Source organism: Pseudoalteromonas sp. APC 3355 (genome assembly GCF_030407615.1).
In the GTDB taxonomy this organism is placed as follows: Bacteria; Pseudomonadota; Gammaproteobacteria; order Enterobacterales; family Alteromonadaceae; genus Pseudoalteromonas; species Pseudoalteromonas distincta.
The window spans coordinates 226,196-242,020 of record NZ_JASDDB010000002.1 but is presented as its reverse complement, the minus strand read 5'-3'; the positions used below and the strand labels follow the sequence as shown (position 1 = coordinate 242,020).

Sequence of the window (15,825 nt, the reverse complement as noted above, 5' to 3'; positions counted from 1 at the left end):
AGCGTCTGCGAGTAAACCCGTTATGTTGATCGTAATTAACTACTATTCTCGCTGATTTTCACGTTGCAAACAGCTGATAATAAAGCGTCAATAGTTGATTTTTTAATAATGGCAATTGTAACAGGAGTCGGTATAAAAGTGTGCTATCTACTTAAAAATATCTTAGCTTTAAAATAAATGTGTACAGCAAGCGATATTTAAACGACCTACAATTTACTCGTAGATCGTTTAAATAAAAATGAGTAGTTACTTAACAACATCAATTGTAGGTACAACCGACATTCCAACACGTAGTTGACTAAGTAAAGGCTGCTTAGCATCTAAACTAATCTTTACCGGTAGGCGCTGCGCTATTTTAGTAAAGTTGCCTGTTGCATTATGCGCACCAATAGTGGAGTAACTTACACCACTTGCTGGACTTAGACTGTCAACGTGTCCTTTTAATGTCACGCCTGGCAATGCATCAACTTTAATTTCAACCTGTTGACCAACTTTTACATTAGCTAGTTGTGTTTCTCTATAATTTGCACTTATAAACACTTTATCCAGTGGCACAATAACGAGAAGTGGCTTACCTGGGCTTACAAAGCCACCTACACGCACAGCCTTTTGACCAACAATACCGCTAACAGGTGCTTTAATTTTTGTGTAAGAGAGCTTTAATAATGCTTCTTCTAATGAGGCATTTGACTGAGCTAATAATGCTTTTGCTTTATCTTGATCAGCATTTAAAATAGCTGTTTGCTGCTTTGCTGCAACTAGTGCTGCTTCTTTTTTATGTAAGTTAGCTTTTTGAATTGCTAGCTTTGCTTGTGCTTCTTGAAGCGCTTGAACAGTGCCCGAGCCATCAGACGCTAAATTACTGTATCGAGTTAGATTTACATTTGCTAATTCAAGCCCTGCTTTTTCCGCTTCAATACCGGCCTCTGCTTGTAATATTACAGACTCCTGATAAATAATTTTTGCTTTTAGGCTTTTAATATTTGCCTGTGCACTATTAACCCGTGCTTTAGCTGCGTCAATAGCAACTACATAATCGCGGTCATCAATCGTTGCTAACACATCGCCTTTTTCTACACGCTGATTATCTTTAATTAATACCTCATTTATGACACCTGATATTTTAGGCGATACAAACGTAAAGTCGGCTTGTATATATGCGTCATCTGTTGTTTGCGTTGAAGCCGATGACTCTGGTGTATTTAAATAAACAATACTACCTGCAACAACAGCAAATAAGGTTGCTACCACGGTAAATTTAACTGCTTTTGATAATGCCATAATTTATTACTCAATTTTAAAAATAAGGTTTAAGATTTATTTAGATTCGGTGCAGGTACAAAGTCCATGCACAGTGCCAACGGAATTAAGACAAGGGCTATAATTCCCAACACTAAATACGCATCAGCAATAGATAAAACTAAAGACTGCTGAGCAATAACACTACCAAGCTCCGTAGGTGTTGCGCTTTGTGGTAGAGAGTTACCAACTAGTGAAGCATGATCTAATAACATTTCGTTATGAAAACGACTTCGAACAACGATCAACTGTCCAACAACTGCACCACCAATTAGCGATCCAAAAACACGTAAGGTATTTATAGTTCCCGAAAAGTACGGGCCCTCACTTGGGTCTAACACACTAGTCATTAAGAATAATATAGGGACAACGGCCATTGGCTGGCCAAATGCCTGCAATAACTGGGCTGTTAAAAATTGATCGCCATGCCATTGCGGCGTTATTTGAGTACCACTAAAACAAGCAAGAGAAATTAAGAACAGGCCTATTGCCATAACAAATCGTGCATCAACCCATTTTTTATATAAAAAAAGTGCAACAACAGATCCCAGCACTAACTGCGGTAAAGCAATAAGCAACCCAATAGGCGCTAACTGTAATGCTCGATAGTTATGTAAATTTGTTAAATGAACTGAAGGAAGCATTGAACCCGACATAAAAACCACCAACAATAACGTTAGTATCACCGCGCCAATACCTAAATTACGTTTACCGATTAGCTGAGGCTTCATAAATGGGGTTTTATGATGCACTCCGTAAACAAATAACAGCCAAACAAAACAATTCCAGCACTAAAGCATACGGTAATAAGTGATGAATTAAACCAGTCAAGCCGAACTCCTTGATCGAGAGCTGTAGCAATTAACGCAAGTGATGAAACCCCGCATATTAGGCCTAACCAGTTACCTTCTTTAAAGCGAGCATACTTAACACCTTCTTTTGGTAAGCCCCATGCTGTTAGAGAGCCGGCTACAAGACACAATGGAATAACTTGCCAGTAAATTAAGCGCCAATCAGATAACCCATCAACCCATTGGCCACTTAACCAAATAGCTAAATTAGGTGCAAATGTAGCAGTCATTGCATATAAAGCTAAACCATGTAAACGAATATGAGGAGGTAGAAACTTAAGTGCGGCCATCATTAAAATAGGGATTAACGCGCCACTGCTTACACCTTGGATAAAGCGTAAAGCGATCAGTAAATCTAAGTTGTGAATAAACGGCAATATTGCGGCTATAAAACCACATACTGTCACCATACTAATATGAAAACGCCTAACCGATAACGTAATAGCAAACCATGAAGCAAACGGCATTGCTATTAATTCTCCTACGGTGTAAGCGCTCGATAGCCACGATGCATCATCAAGGCTTGCGCCCAACACGCCACGAATATCAACAAGACCTAAAGAACCGACACGATTATTTAAACCGGCCATCATTGCCGCAATAAAAATACCTAAGAGCCCGGCAATTGCTTGTTTAGAAGGTCCAGCGGGTCTTACAATGGGATCCGCGTTTTGTATGGGCACATTAATTGTGGCTGCATTCATTACTCCCCCTCCGCAACTATTTCATTTCTCGCTGATGTTTTTTTAGGCAAAACATCAGGATTCCAGCCTCCACCTAATGATTTATATAAGCTAACCACCGCAAGTGATGCATTAGTGGCGCTATTGTTTAAATTAGTTTGGCTTGCCAGTAAGTGGCGCTGTGCAGTGAGTACACTAAGATAATCTGCAGCACCTTGCTGGTAAGCTCGCTCAACACTATGTAGTGCTTGTTTATTAAAGTTATATGCTATTTCTACTTTATCGTGGTGATTTTGCTGTGCCGCCCAGCCATCTACTGCGTTATCTACTTCATGCCATGCTTTGAGTACTGTTTGGCGATAATTTAATGCCGCATTTTTCTCGCGTTCTTTTGTTAATTTAAGTTGTGACTTTAAGCGTCCACCTTGAAAAATAGGCAAATATACATTGGGCCCAACAGAAAATACGCGTGAGTCCCACGTTGATAAATCGTGCTGCGCATAACCTTCAACACCTAATGTACCCGTTAACGTAATACGCGGGTAAAAATCTGCTTGTGCTGCACCAATAGCGGCTACGGCACTGTGTAAATTTGCCTGAGCTTGTAAAATATCTGGGCGACGTTTTACAAATTCAGATGGGATCACCTTAGGTATGCCAGTAGGAATATGTGGCTGTGGTATACGTGCTGCTAATAAAGCATTTAATGCACGCGGTTGCTCCCCAATTAATAATGCAAGTGCATTCATTAAAGCATTACGACGCTGTGTTACCTCTGGTAATCCCGCATTAATTGTTGCGAGTTCTGCCTGGGCGCTAATAGTTTCAAAGCGCGTGCTTACGCCATTTCTTTCACGACTTTGCACAAGGGTTAATACACGCTCTGCAATGCTTTTGTTTTCATGTGTGATTTCTAATTGTGTTTGTGCACTTCGCAGCAACAAGTAGGTTTTAGCAACTTCGCCCGCGAGGCTGACCCGCACAGCTTCACGTTCAAATAATGACGCTTGCAACATAGCGATTGCGCCCTCTTCTATTCGTTTATTACGACCCCATAAATCCAGCTCCCAACTGGCATCAAACCCTAGCTGCCAAAAGTTATCAGCATCTGGTGGCGCACCAAGTGCGACAAATTTACCGTTTTCGCTAAGACCTTCACGTTTGTAATCAAATCCAGCAGATACGTTTGGCAAACGCTCTGATGATGCTATACCCAACGCAGCTCGACTTTGTGCAATTCGACTTGAAGCCATTTGTAAGTCAAGATTACCCAGCTGCGCTTTTTGCTCTAATTCAGTTAAAATAGGGTCGTTTAATATAGTCCACCAGTTCCATACTAATTCAGCTTTGTTGCTTTGCTCGCCTTGGCCAAAGTCGGCTGTAGGCGTTACAGCCGCGTTATTTATGTTTGCATTAGGCTCTTCAAAAGTGGGACCTACAACACACCCAGATAAAATAGCAATTGACGTAAGTGCTATGGCAGTGTGCCGTGAATAGTTAAAAAGCCTTTTATTAAAACGCAGAATTGCCATTTCGATTTCCCAAATTTAACAATGCAATAAACATGTACTGTACCGCTCGGTTTGACTTGTTTGCAGGAAAATTTAACAAATCAATATTAGCAAGCTCACAATCATGAATGTATTTTAGAAACAATTAGCTAAGTTATATTAGCGTTACTGAAGTGGACTAGTTACAGAAAACTCAAAGCTTAAATTGAACTGTACCGCTCGGTTTGATATGCTATTCGTAATTTAATATCATGTCAAGGTGAAATGTAATGACAAAAGAGCTTACTAATTCCCAAAGCACTACGCCTCCTAGTGAGCTAGAGCTTGGCGCAAAAGCAAGGACAGTATTACAAGCAGCTCGTAAAATATTTTTAACTCATGGGTTTAACGGTGCAACTACTGATATGATCCAACGTGAAGCAGGGGTATCAAAATCAACGGTTTACGCTCACTTTGCAAATAAAGAAACATTATTTTTAGCAGTCATAAAAAGTGAATGCGAAGTGTTTACGGCTTCAATTCATAATATTACTTTTAAACCGGGCAACTTAACTGAAAACTTACGCCGCTTAGGGTATGCCTACTTACAAGTCGCCTTGGCGGAATCTGCAATGGCGCTATACCGCGTCGTAATAGCTGAAGCTCCCCGTTTTCCTGCTCTTGGTCATATGTTTTACAACTCAGGTCCGCTTGTAGTTAAAGGTAAAGTTTCTAAGTACTTAACAGATGCAGTCGCTTCAAACGAGCTTAACTTTGAAACTATTAGCATTGAAGAAGCTACCGATGTATTTGTTGCGTTAATGCGCAGCGAACTGCATTTGTTATATCTAACTCATCCGGATAAACCAATAACTAAAGATGCGATTGATCGATGGGTTGAAATAACCATCGACTTTTTAGTACGCTCATACGGCTGTTAAATATGTAATTATTTAATAGGTAATAACATTATTACGAATGCGTATTTCTTACACGTGTTCGTTTTAAACAAACACTCAAAATCATCGTATTAAACCTTGCTATGCCTTCTCAGCCTCACAGCCTTATTTCACCTATGCATCAATATATAAACTCGTGGCAGTAAATCGACTATGGAGAGCAGCTTGGCAAAAATATAAAAGCATGTGGAGTGTTTTGTGTTCAAATTTCGCTCTACAAAAGATGCTTCCCAATTTGGCAATAAATTAGTAACTTTAAAAGATGTAAAACTATGTAAGTTTTTTAAACACTGAATTGATATTATTCAGTGTAATTTGTTAAATTTAAATAACTTAAACATAAAAAAAAGAGCTAAAGATCATGCAACTAATGATTGTAATTTAGCCACCAAGACCGCTATAAGCTTGTGTAATCAGGTCGTAACGCATATTATTGGCAGATTGCATGGAGGATAAGTCGTTTGGTCATGAAAACCAGTAAGTTAAGTATAAGATTATTATGGTATATAACACCTCTTGTTATTCTGCCACTGCTATTTTTAGGTGGCTTTACGCTCACCAATGTAACTAATTCAACACAAAAACAAGCTGATTTAATAATGAGCCGTTTTGTTGAGCAACAACAGCAAAAAATATTCAACTATATCGACTCTTTTCACTCTACTGCAAAACTACTTTCAAATTCGCCAGTACTTAGTGACTTTTTAGCAAACGATATTAGCGCCAACGGTAATTACACCCGAAAACTTGGCGCGCTTATGGATGTATTTGCCAGTTACAGCGAAGCTTATCCAGATATAATTAGCATTAATTTAGTTTCAGCAAGTGGGAAAAGTGATGCCTACTACTCTAACAACCTAACAACAGCGCCTAAAAGCTATCCATTTTTTAATCGAGTATTGCAAAGTAATTTAAGTACACAGCAATTTATGATTCAAAAGGACGATGGCACCACGAGCTTATATTTCATTCAACGAATTGACAGCGTTGATTACTACTTGAAACGTCCACAGCAGCTTGGTTTTATTGTAATACATATAGAGCCTTCAATACTCAACTCCAGTATTTTAGAAGCGCCATATAACAACACACTTAATTTAATGTTGACCAAAGACGGGAAAATTTTATTTAGCTCCGACTACAACATGCGCGGCCAATACATAAGCGAATATGAACTTAACCAAGTACACGATCTTGCCGATATAGGCATGCTTTCTACCATTGAACTCTCAAGCATAGATAAAATAGAGCGTATGATTTTTGCCGTACAAATGCCCGGTGGATATTATTACGTTTCAACCATTCCCAAAGGTGTGCTTTATCAATCTGGTAAAGCCATAAGCTTAATAACAGGCTTAATTGTTATTATTTCGATAATCACCCTGCCAATATTAATTTTTATAGTGGTACGTAATTTATTACTTAACCCAATTGAATTATTAGGTGCTGCAAGCCACCGTGTTGGTGATGGCGATTTGTCGGTGCACTTACCAGCTCATACAAATGACGAAGTGGGTGTTTTGTTTAACGACTTTAACCACATGGTTAATCAAATTAGACACTACCAGCAGCAGCTTGAAGAATATAAACACCACCTTGAAGATAAAGTAGAAAGTCGTACTAAAGCACTTGAAGCCATGAACAGCCAACTAGAGCTTGCAATTGGCCAAGCCGAGCAAGCTAATCAGCTTAAAAGTCGTTTTTTAGCTAATATGAGTCACGAAATACGAACGCCACTTACGGCTATTATGGGCTTTACAGAGCAATTACTCCACAACGACAAAGTAGCCAACGACAAACAACATCTAAGCACTATTTTACGTAATTCAAAACACTTACTAGAGTTAATAAATAACATACTCGACTTATCTAAAATTGAAGCTGAAAAGCTAGCTGTCGATTTGTCTGCGTTAAACGTAGTGCAGCTTGTGCATGACATTGAATCGATTATTCAACCACTGGCACAAGAAAAACAATTAACCCTTAATATTGATTACCAACTGCCGCTACCACGCACCATTTATAGTGATGTGACCCGCTTAAAACAAATACTGATAAATATTGCAAATAACGCTGTTAAATTTACCGAAAATGGCAGTGTGTCTATTTGCGTGCATTATTTACAAGCAAGTCAAAAGCTAGAATTTGTAATTAAAGATACCGGCATTGGTATGTCTGAGCATCAAATAGAGCGTGTGTTTAAACCGTTTGAGCAAGCCGATGCCACAACCACACGTCGTTTTGGTGGTACAGGCCTTGGATTGTGTATTTCTAAAAATTTAGCACTGTTACTTGGTGGCGATGTAACGCTTGAAAGTGAAGTTGGCGTTGGTAGCCGCTTTACAATTAGGGTGTCGTGTCAGTTATCTGATGATCAACCAATGCTTGAGTTTTTAACGCAAGAAAGCCAGTTAATACCAGAGAAAGACCCTCTCTTATCGTTTGCGACCAATAACTTTGAGGCTAATATTTTAGTCGCTGAGGATAACCCTGATAACCAGCTATTAATTAAATTATTACTGCAAACTTGGGGCCTTGAACCCGATATTGCTAGTAATGGCGCACAAGCTGTAGAAATGGCACTCGTTAACGACTATCAGCTTATTATAATGGATATGCAAATGCCTGTAATGGGCGGATTAGAAGCGACTAAAATGCTTCGTCATGCAGCATACGATGGCCCCATTATTGCCCTTACTGCTAACGTAATGAATCACGATATAGGCACTTACCTAGAAGCTGGCTGCAACAAAGCACTCGCTAAACCCATTGATAAAGATGCTCTGGAAAATGTACTCGTAAGCTACCTACATCTTGAAAAGGATAATCAAAATAAGTGGGACAGCTTATTAAAAAGCGAAAAGTTTCAGCAAATTACTGATAACTATTTAGCCAACTTACCTACTTATTTAGAAGAAGTTAAAACTCTGAAACATTGTAATGACTGGGAGGCATTAAGAGGTATAGCGCACAGTATTAAAGGTAGTTCTGGGTGCTTTAATTTTGATGAAATTTATCACAGCGCTGCGGCACTTGAAGAAAATTTAAAAAGTAACAATAAAGTGCCAAGAGACGAGCTGGTAAATAAATTAATAGCAGCCATTGAGCAAGCAATTAGTGGCAAAGTAACCTAAAAGAAAATTTACAAAATAGTACAAGTTCGGTGCGTTAGCGCTCTATGCTTAAAACGCTAATCACCGACTTTAATTATGAAAAGTTTAAACCTAATGCCATGCCCATTAAAATAGCGTCTTCAAAGCCATTTTTGGCCGGATTATCACTTGGATAGTAGTTTTTACGCACTGACATCTCTGTAAAGCCAGCGTTCTCGTATAGCGCAATAGCCCGCGTATTAGATTCGCGTACTTCTAAAAAGAGGTTTTCAGCATTTTGCTGTTCACCATATTCAATAAACTGGGCTAACAAATGCCTTGCAATACCCTTACCCTGGTGGCTTGGTGTTACACAAATATCCATAAGCGTAAAATCAGGCCCTGCTTTTTCACCAATATAAAAACCAATCATGCTCACCTCATCAAATGCGGCAACATTAAAATAGCGCCCGCCTATACATGAACTCATTGTATTTAAAGTCCACGGATGGCTATGACATGCTGTTTCGATGGCCATTAATTGAGGTATTGCAGTTTCATCTACTGATTTAAAGTTTATCAAGGTGTTCACTCATTAAAGCCCATAAAGCACGCTTCTCAGAGGCGTTGAGCTGTGGGGTTGGCAACGTAAGCTGATTGTCGTTTAATTGCATCTCACTACCCTGTACAACGCTATTTATAATAATAGCCCCTGCACTGAGCTTAATGTCTGCAAATAGTTGCTCATTTAGCGTTAAAGAACTGGCTATCGTGCTTTGCGATAAAGTATTAGCTTGATCATTTGCTTGAGGACAATAATGTTGATTGAGTTCAAGATTTTCTATATCAAAAATAGCTGCGTAACGTGGATGCATAACAACTCAGTAGATTAGACATTTGAACAATATAAGAAGTAATAAAAACGATGTAAAGAAGAAATGGCAGGGGCGGAGAGATTCGAACTCCCAACCATCGGTTTTGGAGACCGCTGTTCTACCAATTGGAACTACGCCCCTGCAATGACGACGAATTATAGAGAAGTTTCGCCAAAGGTAAAGAGAAAAATCACTCTTTTAGTTTAACTGCTTTTTAAATAAACAAAACGGCGAATTAGCATGCTAATCCGCCGTTTTTTAATCACTTAAAATTAGTTAATTGAAACTAAAATCAATTATTCCCATTCGATAGTTGCAGGTGGTTTACCTGAAATATCGTAAACAACACGAGAAATACCATCAATTTCGTTAATGATACGGTTTGAAACCACACCTAAAAACTCATATGGTAAATGTGACCAGCGTGCTGTCATAAAGTCGATTGTTTCTACACAACGAAGTGATACAACCCAATCGTACTTACGTGCATCGCCCATAACCCCTACCGATTTAACTGGTAAGAATACAGTAAACGCTTGGCTTACTTTATGGTAAAGCTCAGCTTTGTGTAGCTCTTCAATGAAAATCGCATCTGCGCGGCGTAGTAAATCACAGTACTCTTTTTTGATTTCGCCAAGTACACGTACACCTAAACCTGGTCCAGGGAAAGGATGACGGTAAAGCATGTCGTACGGTAAACCAAGTTCTAGACCAATTTTACGCACTTCATCTTTGAATAATTCACGCAATGGCTCAACAAGGCCCATTTTCATGTCATCTGGTAATCCGCCCACATTGTGGTGAGATTTAATAACATGCGCTTTACCTGTGGCAGATGCCGCAGATTCAATAACGTCAGGGTAAATTGTACCTTGCGCTAACCATTTCGCATTTTTAAGCTTTTTGGCTTGCTCATCAAATACATTAATAAACGTGTGACCAATGGCTTTACGTTTATCTTCTGGGTCTGACTTACCAGCTAAATCATTTAAAAACTGCTCTTCAGCTTCAACTTTTACAATGTTTAAGCCAAATTTATTACCAAACATGTCCATCACTTGCTGACCTTCGTTTAAACGAAGTAAACCATTATCAACAAATACACATGTTAGCTTTGCGCCAATTGCACGGTGAATAAGCATAGCCACAACTGATGAATCAACACCACCAGAGAGACCTAAAATAACTTCGTCATCACCTACAGTTTCTTTAATACGCTCAATAGCATCATCAATGATTTTTGCAGGAGTCCATAATTTTTCACAGCCACAAATATCAATAGCGAAACGCTCAAGCAAACGTAACCCTTGATGAGTATGCGTTACTTCTGGGTGAAATTGTACGCCGTAAAAACGCTTTTCTTCGTTAGACATTGCAGCATGTGGACAAGTAGATGTTTTAGCTGTTGTTGTAAAATCAGCTGGAATGTCCATTACTTTATCGCCATGACTCATCCATACGTCAAGTATGCCGTTGCCGCCATCAGTAATATGGTCTTCAATTGCATCAAATAATGCACAGCTGCCTACTTTTTCAACTTGTGCGTAGCCAAACTCTTTTTTATCAGAGCTGTGTACACTTCCACCAAGTTGAGCTGCCATTGTTTGCATACCGTAGCAAATACCTAGCACAGGAACGCCTGCATTAAATACATACTCAGGAGCGCGCGGGCTGTTTTCAAGTGTTGTTGATTCTGGACCACCAGAAAGAATAATACCTTGTGGGTTGAACTCGCGGATTTGCTCTTCAGTCACATCCCATGCCCAAAGTTCACAGTAAACACCAATTTCACGCACACGACGGGCGATTAATTGAGTGTATTGTGAACCAAAGTCTAAAATGAGAATTCGTGAATCGTGAATATCTTTGCTCATGGAGTATCTCGTAAAGTCTGATGCTAAATGCCGTTTGTTAATGTAAACGACTAAAAAGAGGGCTTGCAAAGCAAGCCCAGTATATTAAATTAATTACGCTGCTTAACCTAAGCGGTAATTTGGTGCTTCTTTAGTGATTTGCACATCATGAACGTGCGACTCACCCATACCCGCTGAAGTAACACGTACAAATTGTGGTTTTGTATTAAGCTCTTCAATTGTTGCACAACCCGTTAAGCCCATAGCACTACGTAAGCCACCCACTTGCTGATGAATAATCGTTGCAATAGGACCTTTGTAAGCTACGCGACCTTCAATACCTTCAGGTACTAACTTGTCAGCTTCATTTGATTTTTGGAAGTAACGATCTGATGAACCTTCTTTTTGATCCATCGCGCCCAATGAGCCCATACCACGGTAAGATTTGTAATAACGGCCTTGGTACAATTCAACTTCACCTGGTGCTTCTTCTGTACCAGCAAGAAGAGAACCCACCATTACACACGATGCACCAGCAACAAGTGCTTTAACAATATCACCAGAAAAACGAATGCCACCATCAGCAATAACAGGAATGTCGCGACCTTTTAAGCCTTCAACAGCATCTGAAATAGCGGTAATTTGTGGAACGCCACAACCGGTAACAATACGTGTAGTACAGATAGAACCAGGGCCGATACCTACTTTAACTGCATCCGCTCCGGCATCAGCTAGTGCAATCGCACCTTCAGCTGTTGCAATGTTACCTGCAATAATTTGTAAGTCTGGGTACTCTTTGCGAGTTTTAGTAACACGGTCAATAACGCCTTGAGAGTGACCATGCGATGTATCGATAAGTAAAACATCAATACCCGCTTCTACTAATGCAGCAATGCGCTCATCAGTACCTGCGCCAACACTTACAGCAGCACCTACACGTAAACGACCTTGGTCATCTTTACATGCGTCAGGTTTGTCTTGGGCTTTTTGGTAATCTTTTACTGTGATCATGCCTTTGAGTTTAAATTCATCATCAACAACTAAGATTTTTTCAATGCGGTGTTCGTGCATTAAGCCTAAAATCTCTTCGCGTGCTGCGCCCTCTTTAACGGTAACAAGCTTTTCTTTTTTAGTCATAACGGTAGAAACAGGCTGTTCAAGCTTAGTTTCAAAACGCATATCACGACTAGTAACAATGCCTACAAGCACATTATTGCTGTCGGTAACCGGAAAGCCTGAAAAACCTTTTTCGTGCGAAAGCTCAATTGCATCTGCAATTGTTAAATCGGCAGTAACCGTTACAGGGTATGAAACAATACCTGCTTCGTAGGTTTTAACTTTACGTACGTTTTTCGCTTGTTCTTCAATAGTCATGTTTTTATGAATAAAACCAAGACCACCTTCTTGCGCAAGGGCAATAGCTAAACGAGCTTCTGTAACAGTATCCATAGATGCTGAAATAAGCGGCAAGTTAAGTTTGATACCACGCGTTAAGCGAGTTGAAATATTTGCCGTGTGTGGCAAAACAGTAGAATGACCAGGTACTAAAAGTACGTCATCAAAGGTAAGAGCTTCTTTAGCGATTCTAAGCATTTTGGCAACTTCTCACATGTGGATCTAAGATAAGGAATTGCGGCCAAATTTTAACAGCGTTGTTGGCATGAGTAAATAATATTTCGCAAATATTTATGATAAAGTAGTGCAATAAATAGTTTTAGGTTGTTTTTTATGTTTTCGAAGCCTTCGCAGGCGGTTTACACCGTTTCACGCCTTAATAGAGAAATTCGCACAATCCTTGAGCAAGGTTTTGCATCTTTAGTGCTCACGGGCGAAATTTCTAACTTTATTACCCCTGCATCCGGCCATTGGTACTTTTCGTTAAAAGACGATAAAGCACAAATTAAAGCCGCTATGTGGCGTGGGAATAATCGCAACCAAAGCTATCGCCCTGCAAATGGCGCGCAAGTTACAGTAAAAGCGCGTGTATCACTTTATGAACCTCGCGGTGACTACCAGCTTATTGTTGAGCATATGGAACCGGCCGGCGAAGGTCAGCTAAAACAAGAATTCGATGCGCTTAAAATGCGTTTGGCCGCCGAAGGATTATTTAGCTCTGCGTATAAAAAACCACTTCCGCAAAATATTAATCGTATTGGTGTTATTACCTCAGCAACCGGCGCTGCTATAAAAGATATTTTAACGGTACTTAAACGCCGTGCGCCGCAGTTAGAAGTAATCATTTACCCTGCTATGGTACAAGGCAAAGAAGCACACCTACATTTAATTAATCAAATAGAGTTAGCAAATGCGCGTGATGAAGTAGACGTACTTATTTTAGGACGAGGCGGCGGATCACTTGAAGATTTATGGTGCTTTAATCACGAACAGCTCGCACGGGCTATTTTTGAAAGTGAATTACCTATAGTAAGTGCAGTAGGCCATGAAATAGATACAACCATTAGCGATTACGTTGCTGATGTTCGTGCAGCAACTCCATCAGCCGCAGCTGAGCTTGTAAGCCCAAATACGCAAGAGTTACACAACAAAGTAACACAATTAGTTAATCGTTTATCTAACGCGTTTAAGCACGGTATTGCCGATAAACGCGCATTAGCAACACAGTTACAACACCGCCTTAATTTGTGTCATCCGCGTAATCAGCTTAGTCAAAAATCACAACGTTTGGATGAGCTAAGCATTGCGCTGCAACAAGCTATGCGTAATCGTTTATACCAACAAGAACGCACACTCAATAACTTAACGCCGCGTTTGATGCGCCAATCACCTGATAAAAAACTCGCTTCAGCAAGCCATCAACTCTCGCAATTACAAGCTAGGCTAAACCAAGCTATACAGCATCAGTTACAACAAGCGAATAATAGCTTAGCACTGCAAGCAAGCAGGTTAGACTCGGTAAGTCCGCTTAATGTTTTAGCGCGCGGTTATAGCATCACTAAAACACAGCAAGGGAAAGTAGTTAAATCTGTGGGGCAAATTAAAACAGGCGATGTTTTAGTTACAGAGCTCGTTGATGGCTCTATAGAATCACAAATTATTTAAAGCTCTGTACTTAGCAACATTTTAAGTTCGCTATCGCTCGATGTGGAGGTAGTGCTTTTAAATTGTTGCCAAAACTCTTGTTCCATCAACTTATCGTTTAGCTCTCGCCATTGAGCATTACCAAATGTGTCGTTATCAGTAGGAGCGGCAAGTTCAAATTCACATACTGTTTTTTTACATTTTGCACTAACAACGTCAGGAATAATTGATAAATCAGCTGTTAATAAAAAATCTTGTAATGCCATTTCAGTACGATAAGCCCATTCTTCATCGCGCGTTTGATTTTCAAATTTATCACGTAAAATCTGCTCAAAATCTGAAGGGCCCCTCATCTGCTTTAAAATACTTTTAACTGTCGCTTTTTGCTCTGCAAGCTGTTGTTTAAGCTGAGTTACTTGCTCTTCTAAAGGTAGTTCATCAAGCATTTGGGTTTCTGAATTGGTTGTAGGCGTGTCTTCAGCGGGCTCTATACTAGCGACTTGCTCAGGTACTGCAGAGTCTGCATTACTCAATACCTCATTACTTTGTTGTTCAGTATGAAGCTTTTTCTGTTTTTCATAACTTGGCTGCGACTTAACAGATTCTGGATGACTTGAAGCTGCATTAAAGTAGCTCCAAGTTAAACCTACACCCGCAATAAACCCAATCCCTAGAGCCAATAAACTATTCTTGTTCATGTTAATTCCTTTTAAGTTTTATTATTTTTAATTACTTATAGCATTGCACTCGTGTGCGATTCGTTTTCAGGCTCAGGATTTGCTAAAAAGTTTTGGTTCATACTTTGCGCCGGACACTCACAATCCGGTCGACCAATAATTTTAGCGGGTACGCCAACAGCGGTTGTGTGTGGTGGAACATTGCTAAGTACAACTGAGCCCGCACCAATTCGTGCGCCCTCACCTACTTCAATATTACCAAGTACTTTAGCGCCGGCGCCAATTAATACGCCCGCTCTAATTTTAGGATGACGATCGCCCTGCTCATTACCCGTACCGCCAAGCGTTACAGATTGCAAAATTGATACGTTATCTTCTATTACCGCTGTTTCACCAATAACAATACCGGTTGCGTGGTCAAACATAATGCCTTTACCCACTTTGCATGCAGGGTGAATATCGACCCCAAACACTTCAGAGTTACGGCTTTGAATAAAGCGCGCTAGCTCTTTGCGGTTTTGTTGCCACAAGCAATTAGCCAAACGGTGCGCCTGAATAGCATGAAAACCTTTTAGATTTAATATAACCGTAAGATAGGTTTCTGATGCAGGGTCGCGGTCTTTTACCGCTTTAATATCCTCAGCAACAAAAGATAGCATACGGTCACATTTTACAAATGCTTGGTCAAACAGCTCTCGGATAGTGAATGCAGATACCACCGCATCAGCCAACTTATTAGCAACAATAAAGCTCAATGCCGAACCTAAACAATCATGATTTAAAACACATGAATAAACATGACTTGCTAATAATGGTTCACGTTTTACTACATCGTTAGCTTCGTCGCGAAGCTGTTGCCAAATTGCATGACGCATAATACTGCACTGCCTTAAGTTGATATAAAATAGCCTTTTCCCAAGTCTAACGGATTTAACCACTAAGGTGTTAATCCCTTAGTTATTTGTTCTGGTTATTAGGTATAACTGTTTATTAAGTTTCATTATTAA

The 15,825-nt window shown here is 39.8% G+C and carries 13 protein-coding genes and 1 tRNA gene; 3 read left to right on the top strand and 11 right to left on the bottom strand.

The window, feature by feature from the left end; all coding sequences use genetic code 11:
* Positions 1-246: 246 nt before the first annotated feature.
* From QMA08_RS04375 to QMA08_RS04360, 4 genes are read right to left on the bottom strand one after another with little or no spacing between them, the layout of a single operon-like run.
* Positions 247-1,281: an HlyD family secretion protein gene (locus QMA08_RS04375; protein WP_182753899.1), complete on the bottom strand. Its 1,035-nt coding sequence runs from the start codon at positions 1,279-1,281 to the stop codon at positions 247-249.
* Between the two features lie 29 nt (positions 1,282-1,310).
* Positions 1,311-2,030: a hypothetical protein gene (locus QMA08_RS04370; RefSeq protein WP_290173784.1), complete on the bottom strand. Its 720-nt coding sequence runs from the start codon at positions 2,028-2,030 to the stop codon at positions 1,311-1,313.
* Positions 2,027-2,854, bottom strand: coding sequence for an MFS transporter (locus QMA08_RS04365; RefSeq protein WP_290173783.1), 828 nt, complete (start codon positions 2,852-2,854; stop codon positions 2,027-2,029). The genes QMA08_RS04370 and QMA08_RS04365 overlap by 4 nt, the downstream gene beginning before the upstream one ends.
* The gene (locus QMA08_RS04360; protein WP_290173782.1) at positions 2,854-4,365 is read right to left on the bottom strand and encodes an efflux transporter outer membrane subunit; all 1,512 of its coding nucleotides are present in this window, start codon (positions 4,363-4,365) and stop codon (positions 2,854-2,856) included. The genes QMA08_RS04365 and QMA08_RS04360 overlap by 1 nt, the downstream gene beginning before the upstream one ends.
* A gap of 248 nt (positions 4,366-4,613) precedes the next feature.
* Here QMA08_RS04360 and QMA08_RS04355 point away from each other — a divergent pair, with 248 nt between their 5' ends.
* Both QMA08_RS04355 and QMA08_RS04350 read left to right on the top strand, forming a co-directional pair.
* Positions 4,614-5,264 carry a TetR/AcrR family transcriptional regulator gene (locus QMA08_RS04355; protein ID WP_039484933.1) on the top strand — a complete coding sequence of 217 codons (651 nt, stop codon included), beginning with the start codon at positions 4,614-4,616 and terminating at the stop codon, positions 5,262-5,264.
* A 485-nt stretch (positions 5,265-5,749) separates the two neighbouring features.
* Entirely contained in the window at positions 5,750-8,416 is a 2,667-nt protein-coding gene (locus QMA08_RS04350; RefSeq protein ID WP_039484936.1) for an ATP-binding protein, read from the top strand.
* A 73-nt stretch (positions 8,417-8,489) separates the two neighbouring features.
* Here the strand turns inward: QMA08_RS04350 and rimI are convergent, their stop codons facing one another.
* The 5 genes from rimI to guaB all read right to left on the bottom strand — a co-directional run bounded on the left by rimI (position 8,490) and on the right by guaB (position 12,695).
* Entirely contained in the window at positions 8,490-8,957 is a 468-nt protein-coding gene (gene rimI / locus QMA08_RS04345; RefSeq protein ID WP_290173981.1) for a ribosomal protein S18-alanine N-acetyltransferase, read from the bottom strand.
* Complete coding sequence (locus QMA08_RS04340) at positions 8,944-9,249, bottom strand: hypothetical protein (RefSeq protein ID WP_278381985.1); 306 nt, start codon at positions 9,247-9,249, stop codon at positions 8,944-8,946. The genes rimI and QMA08_RS04340 overlap by 14 nt, the downstream gene beginning before the upstream one ends.
* A gap of 64 nt (positions 9,250-9,313) precedes the next feature.
* A tRNA-Trp gene (locus QMA08_RS04335) sits at positions 9,314-9,390 on the bottom strand.
* Positions 9,391-9,545: 155 nt separating this feature from the next.
* Positions 9,546-11,123, bottom strand: a complete 1,578-nt coding sequence (gene guaA, locus QMA08_RS04330) for a glutamine-hydrolyzing GMP synthase (protein ID WP_002958782.1) — start codon at positions 11,121-11,123, stop codon at positions 9,546-9,548.
* Positions 11,124-11,225: 102 nt separating this feature from the next.
* Positions 11,226-12,695: an IMP dehydrogenase gene (gene guaB, locus QMA08_RS04325; protein ID WP_002958783.1), complete on the bottom strand. Its 1,470-nt coding sequence runs from the start codon at positions 12,693-12,695 to the stop codon at positions 11,226-11,228.
* 135 nt (positions 12,696-12,830) lie between these two features.
* Between guaB and xseA the strand changes: the two genes are divergently transcribed.
* A complete protein-coding gene (gene xseA / locus QMA08_RS04320; protein WP_149602214.1) occupies positions 12,831-14,162 on the top strand; it encodes an exodeoxyribonuclease VII large subunit in 1,332 nt (443 codons plus the stop codon).
* Here xseA and QMA08_RS04315 read toward each other — a convergent pair.
* Entirely contained in the window at positions 14,159-14,839 is a 681-nt protein-coding gene (locus QMA08_RS04315; protein ID WP_290173781.1) for a hypothetical protein, read from the bottom strand. The genes xseA and QMA08_RS04315 overlap by 4 nt on opposite strands.
* A 35-nt stretch (positions 14,840-14,874) precedes the next feature.
* The gene (gene cysE, locus QMA08_RS04310) at positions 14,875-15,693 is read right to left on the bottom strand and encodes a serine O-acetyltransferase (RefSeq protein ID WP_002958786.1); all 819 of its coding nucleotides are present in this window, start codon (positions 15,691-15,693) and stop codon (positions 14,875-14,877) included.
* Positions 15,694-15,825: the final 132 nt, after the last annotated feature.

What these genes read in the sequence shown, in the direction of transcription:
- QMA08_RS04350 (WP_039484936.1), top strand. Translation starts at nt 5,750, where the DNA reads ATGAAAACCAGTAAGTTAAGTATAAGATTATTATGGTATATAACACCT.
- QMA08_RS04315 (WP_290173781.1), bottom strand. Translation starts at nt 14,839, where the DNA reads ATGAACAAGAATAGTTTATTGGCTCTAGGGATTGGGTTTATTGCGGGT.
- cysE (WP_002958786.1), bottom strand. Translation starts at nt 15,693, where the DNA reads ATGCGTCATGCAATTTGGCAACAGCTTCGCGACGAAGCTAACGATGTA.
- QMA08_RS04355 (WP_039484933.1), top strand. Translation starts at nt 4,614, where the DNA reads ATGACAAAAGAGCTTACTAATTCCCAAAGCACTACGCCTCCTAGTGAG.
- xseA (WP_149602214.1), top strand. Translation starts at nt 12,831, where the DNA reads ATGTTTTCGAAGCCTTCGCAGGCGGTTTACACCGTTTCACGCCTTAAT.
- guaB (WP_002958783.1), bottom strand. Translation starts at nt 12,695, where the DNA reads ATGCTTAGAATCGCTAAAGAAGCTCTTACCTTTGATGACGTACTTTTA.
- guaA (WP_002958782.1), bottom strand. Translation starts at nt 11,123, where the DNA reads ATGAGCAAAGATATTCACGATTCACGAATTCTCATTTTAGACTTTGGT.
- QMA08_RS04370 (WP_290173784.1), bottom strand. Translation starts at nt 2,030, where the DNA reads ATGAAGCCTCAGCTAATCGGTAAACGTAATTTAGGTATTGGCGCGGTG.
- QMA08_RS04375 (WP_182753899.1), bottom strand. Translation starts at nt 1,281, where the DNA reads ATGGCATTATCAAAAGCAGTTAAATTTACCGTGGTAGCAACCTTATTT.
- QMA08_RS04360 (WP_290173782.1), bottom strand. Translation starts at nt 4,365, where the DNA reads ATGGCAATTCTGCGTTTTAATAAAAGGCTTTTTAACTATTCACGGCAC.
- QMA08_RS04340 (WP_278381985.1), bottom strand. Translation starts at nt 9,249, where the DNA reads ATGCATCCACGTTACGCAGCTATTTTTGATATAGAAAATCTTGAACTC.
- QMA08_RS04365 (WP_290173783.1), bottom strand. Translation starts at nt 2,854, where the DNA reads ATGAATGCAGCCACAATTAATGTGCCCATACAAAACGCGGATCCCATT.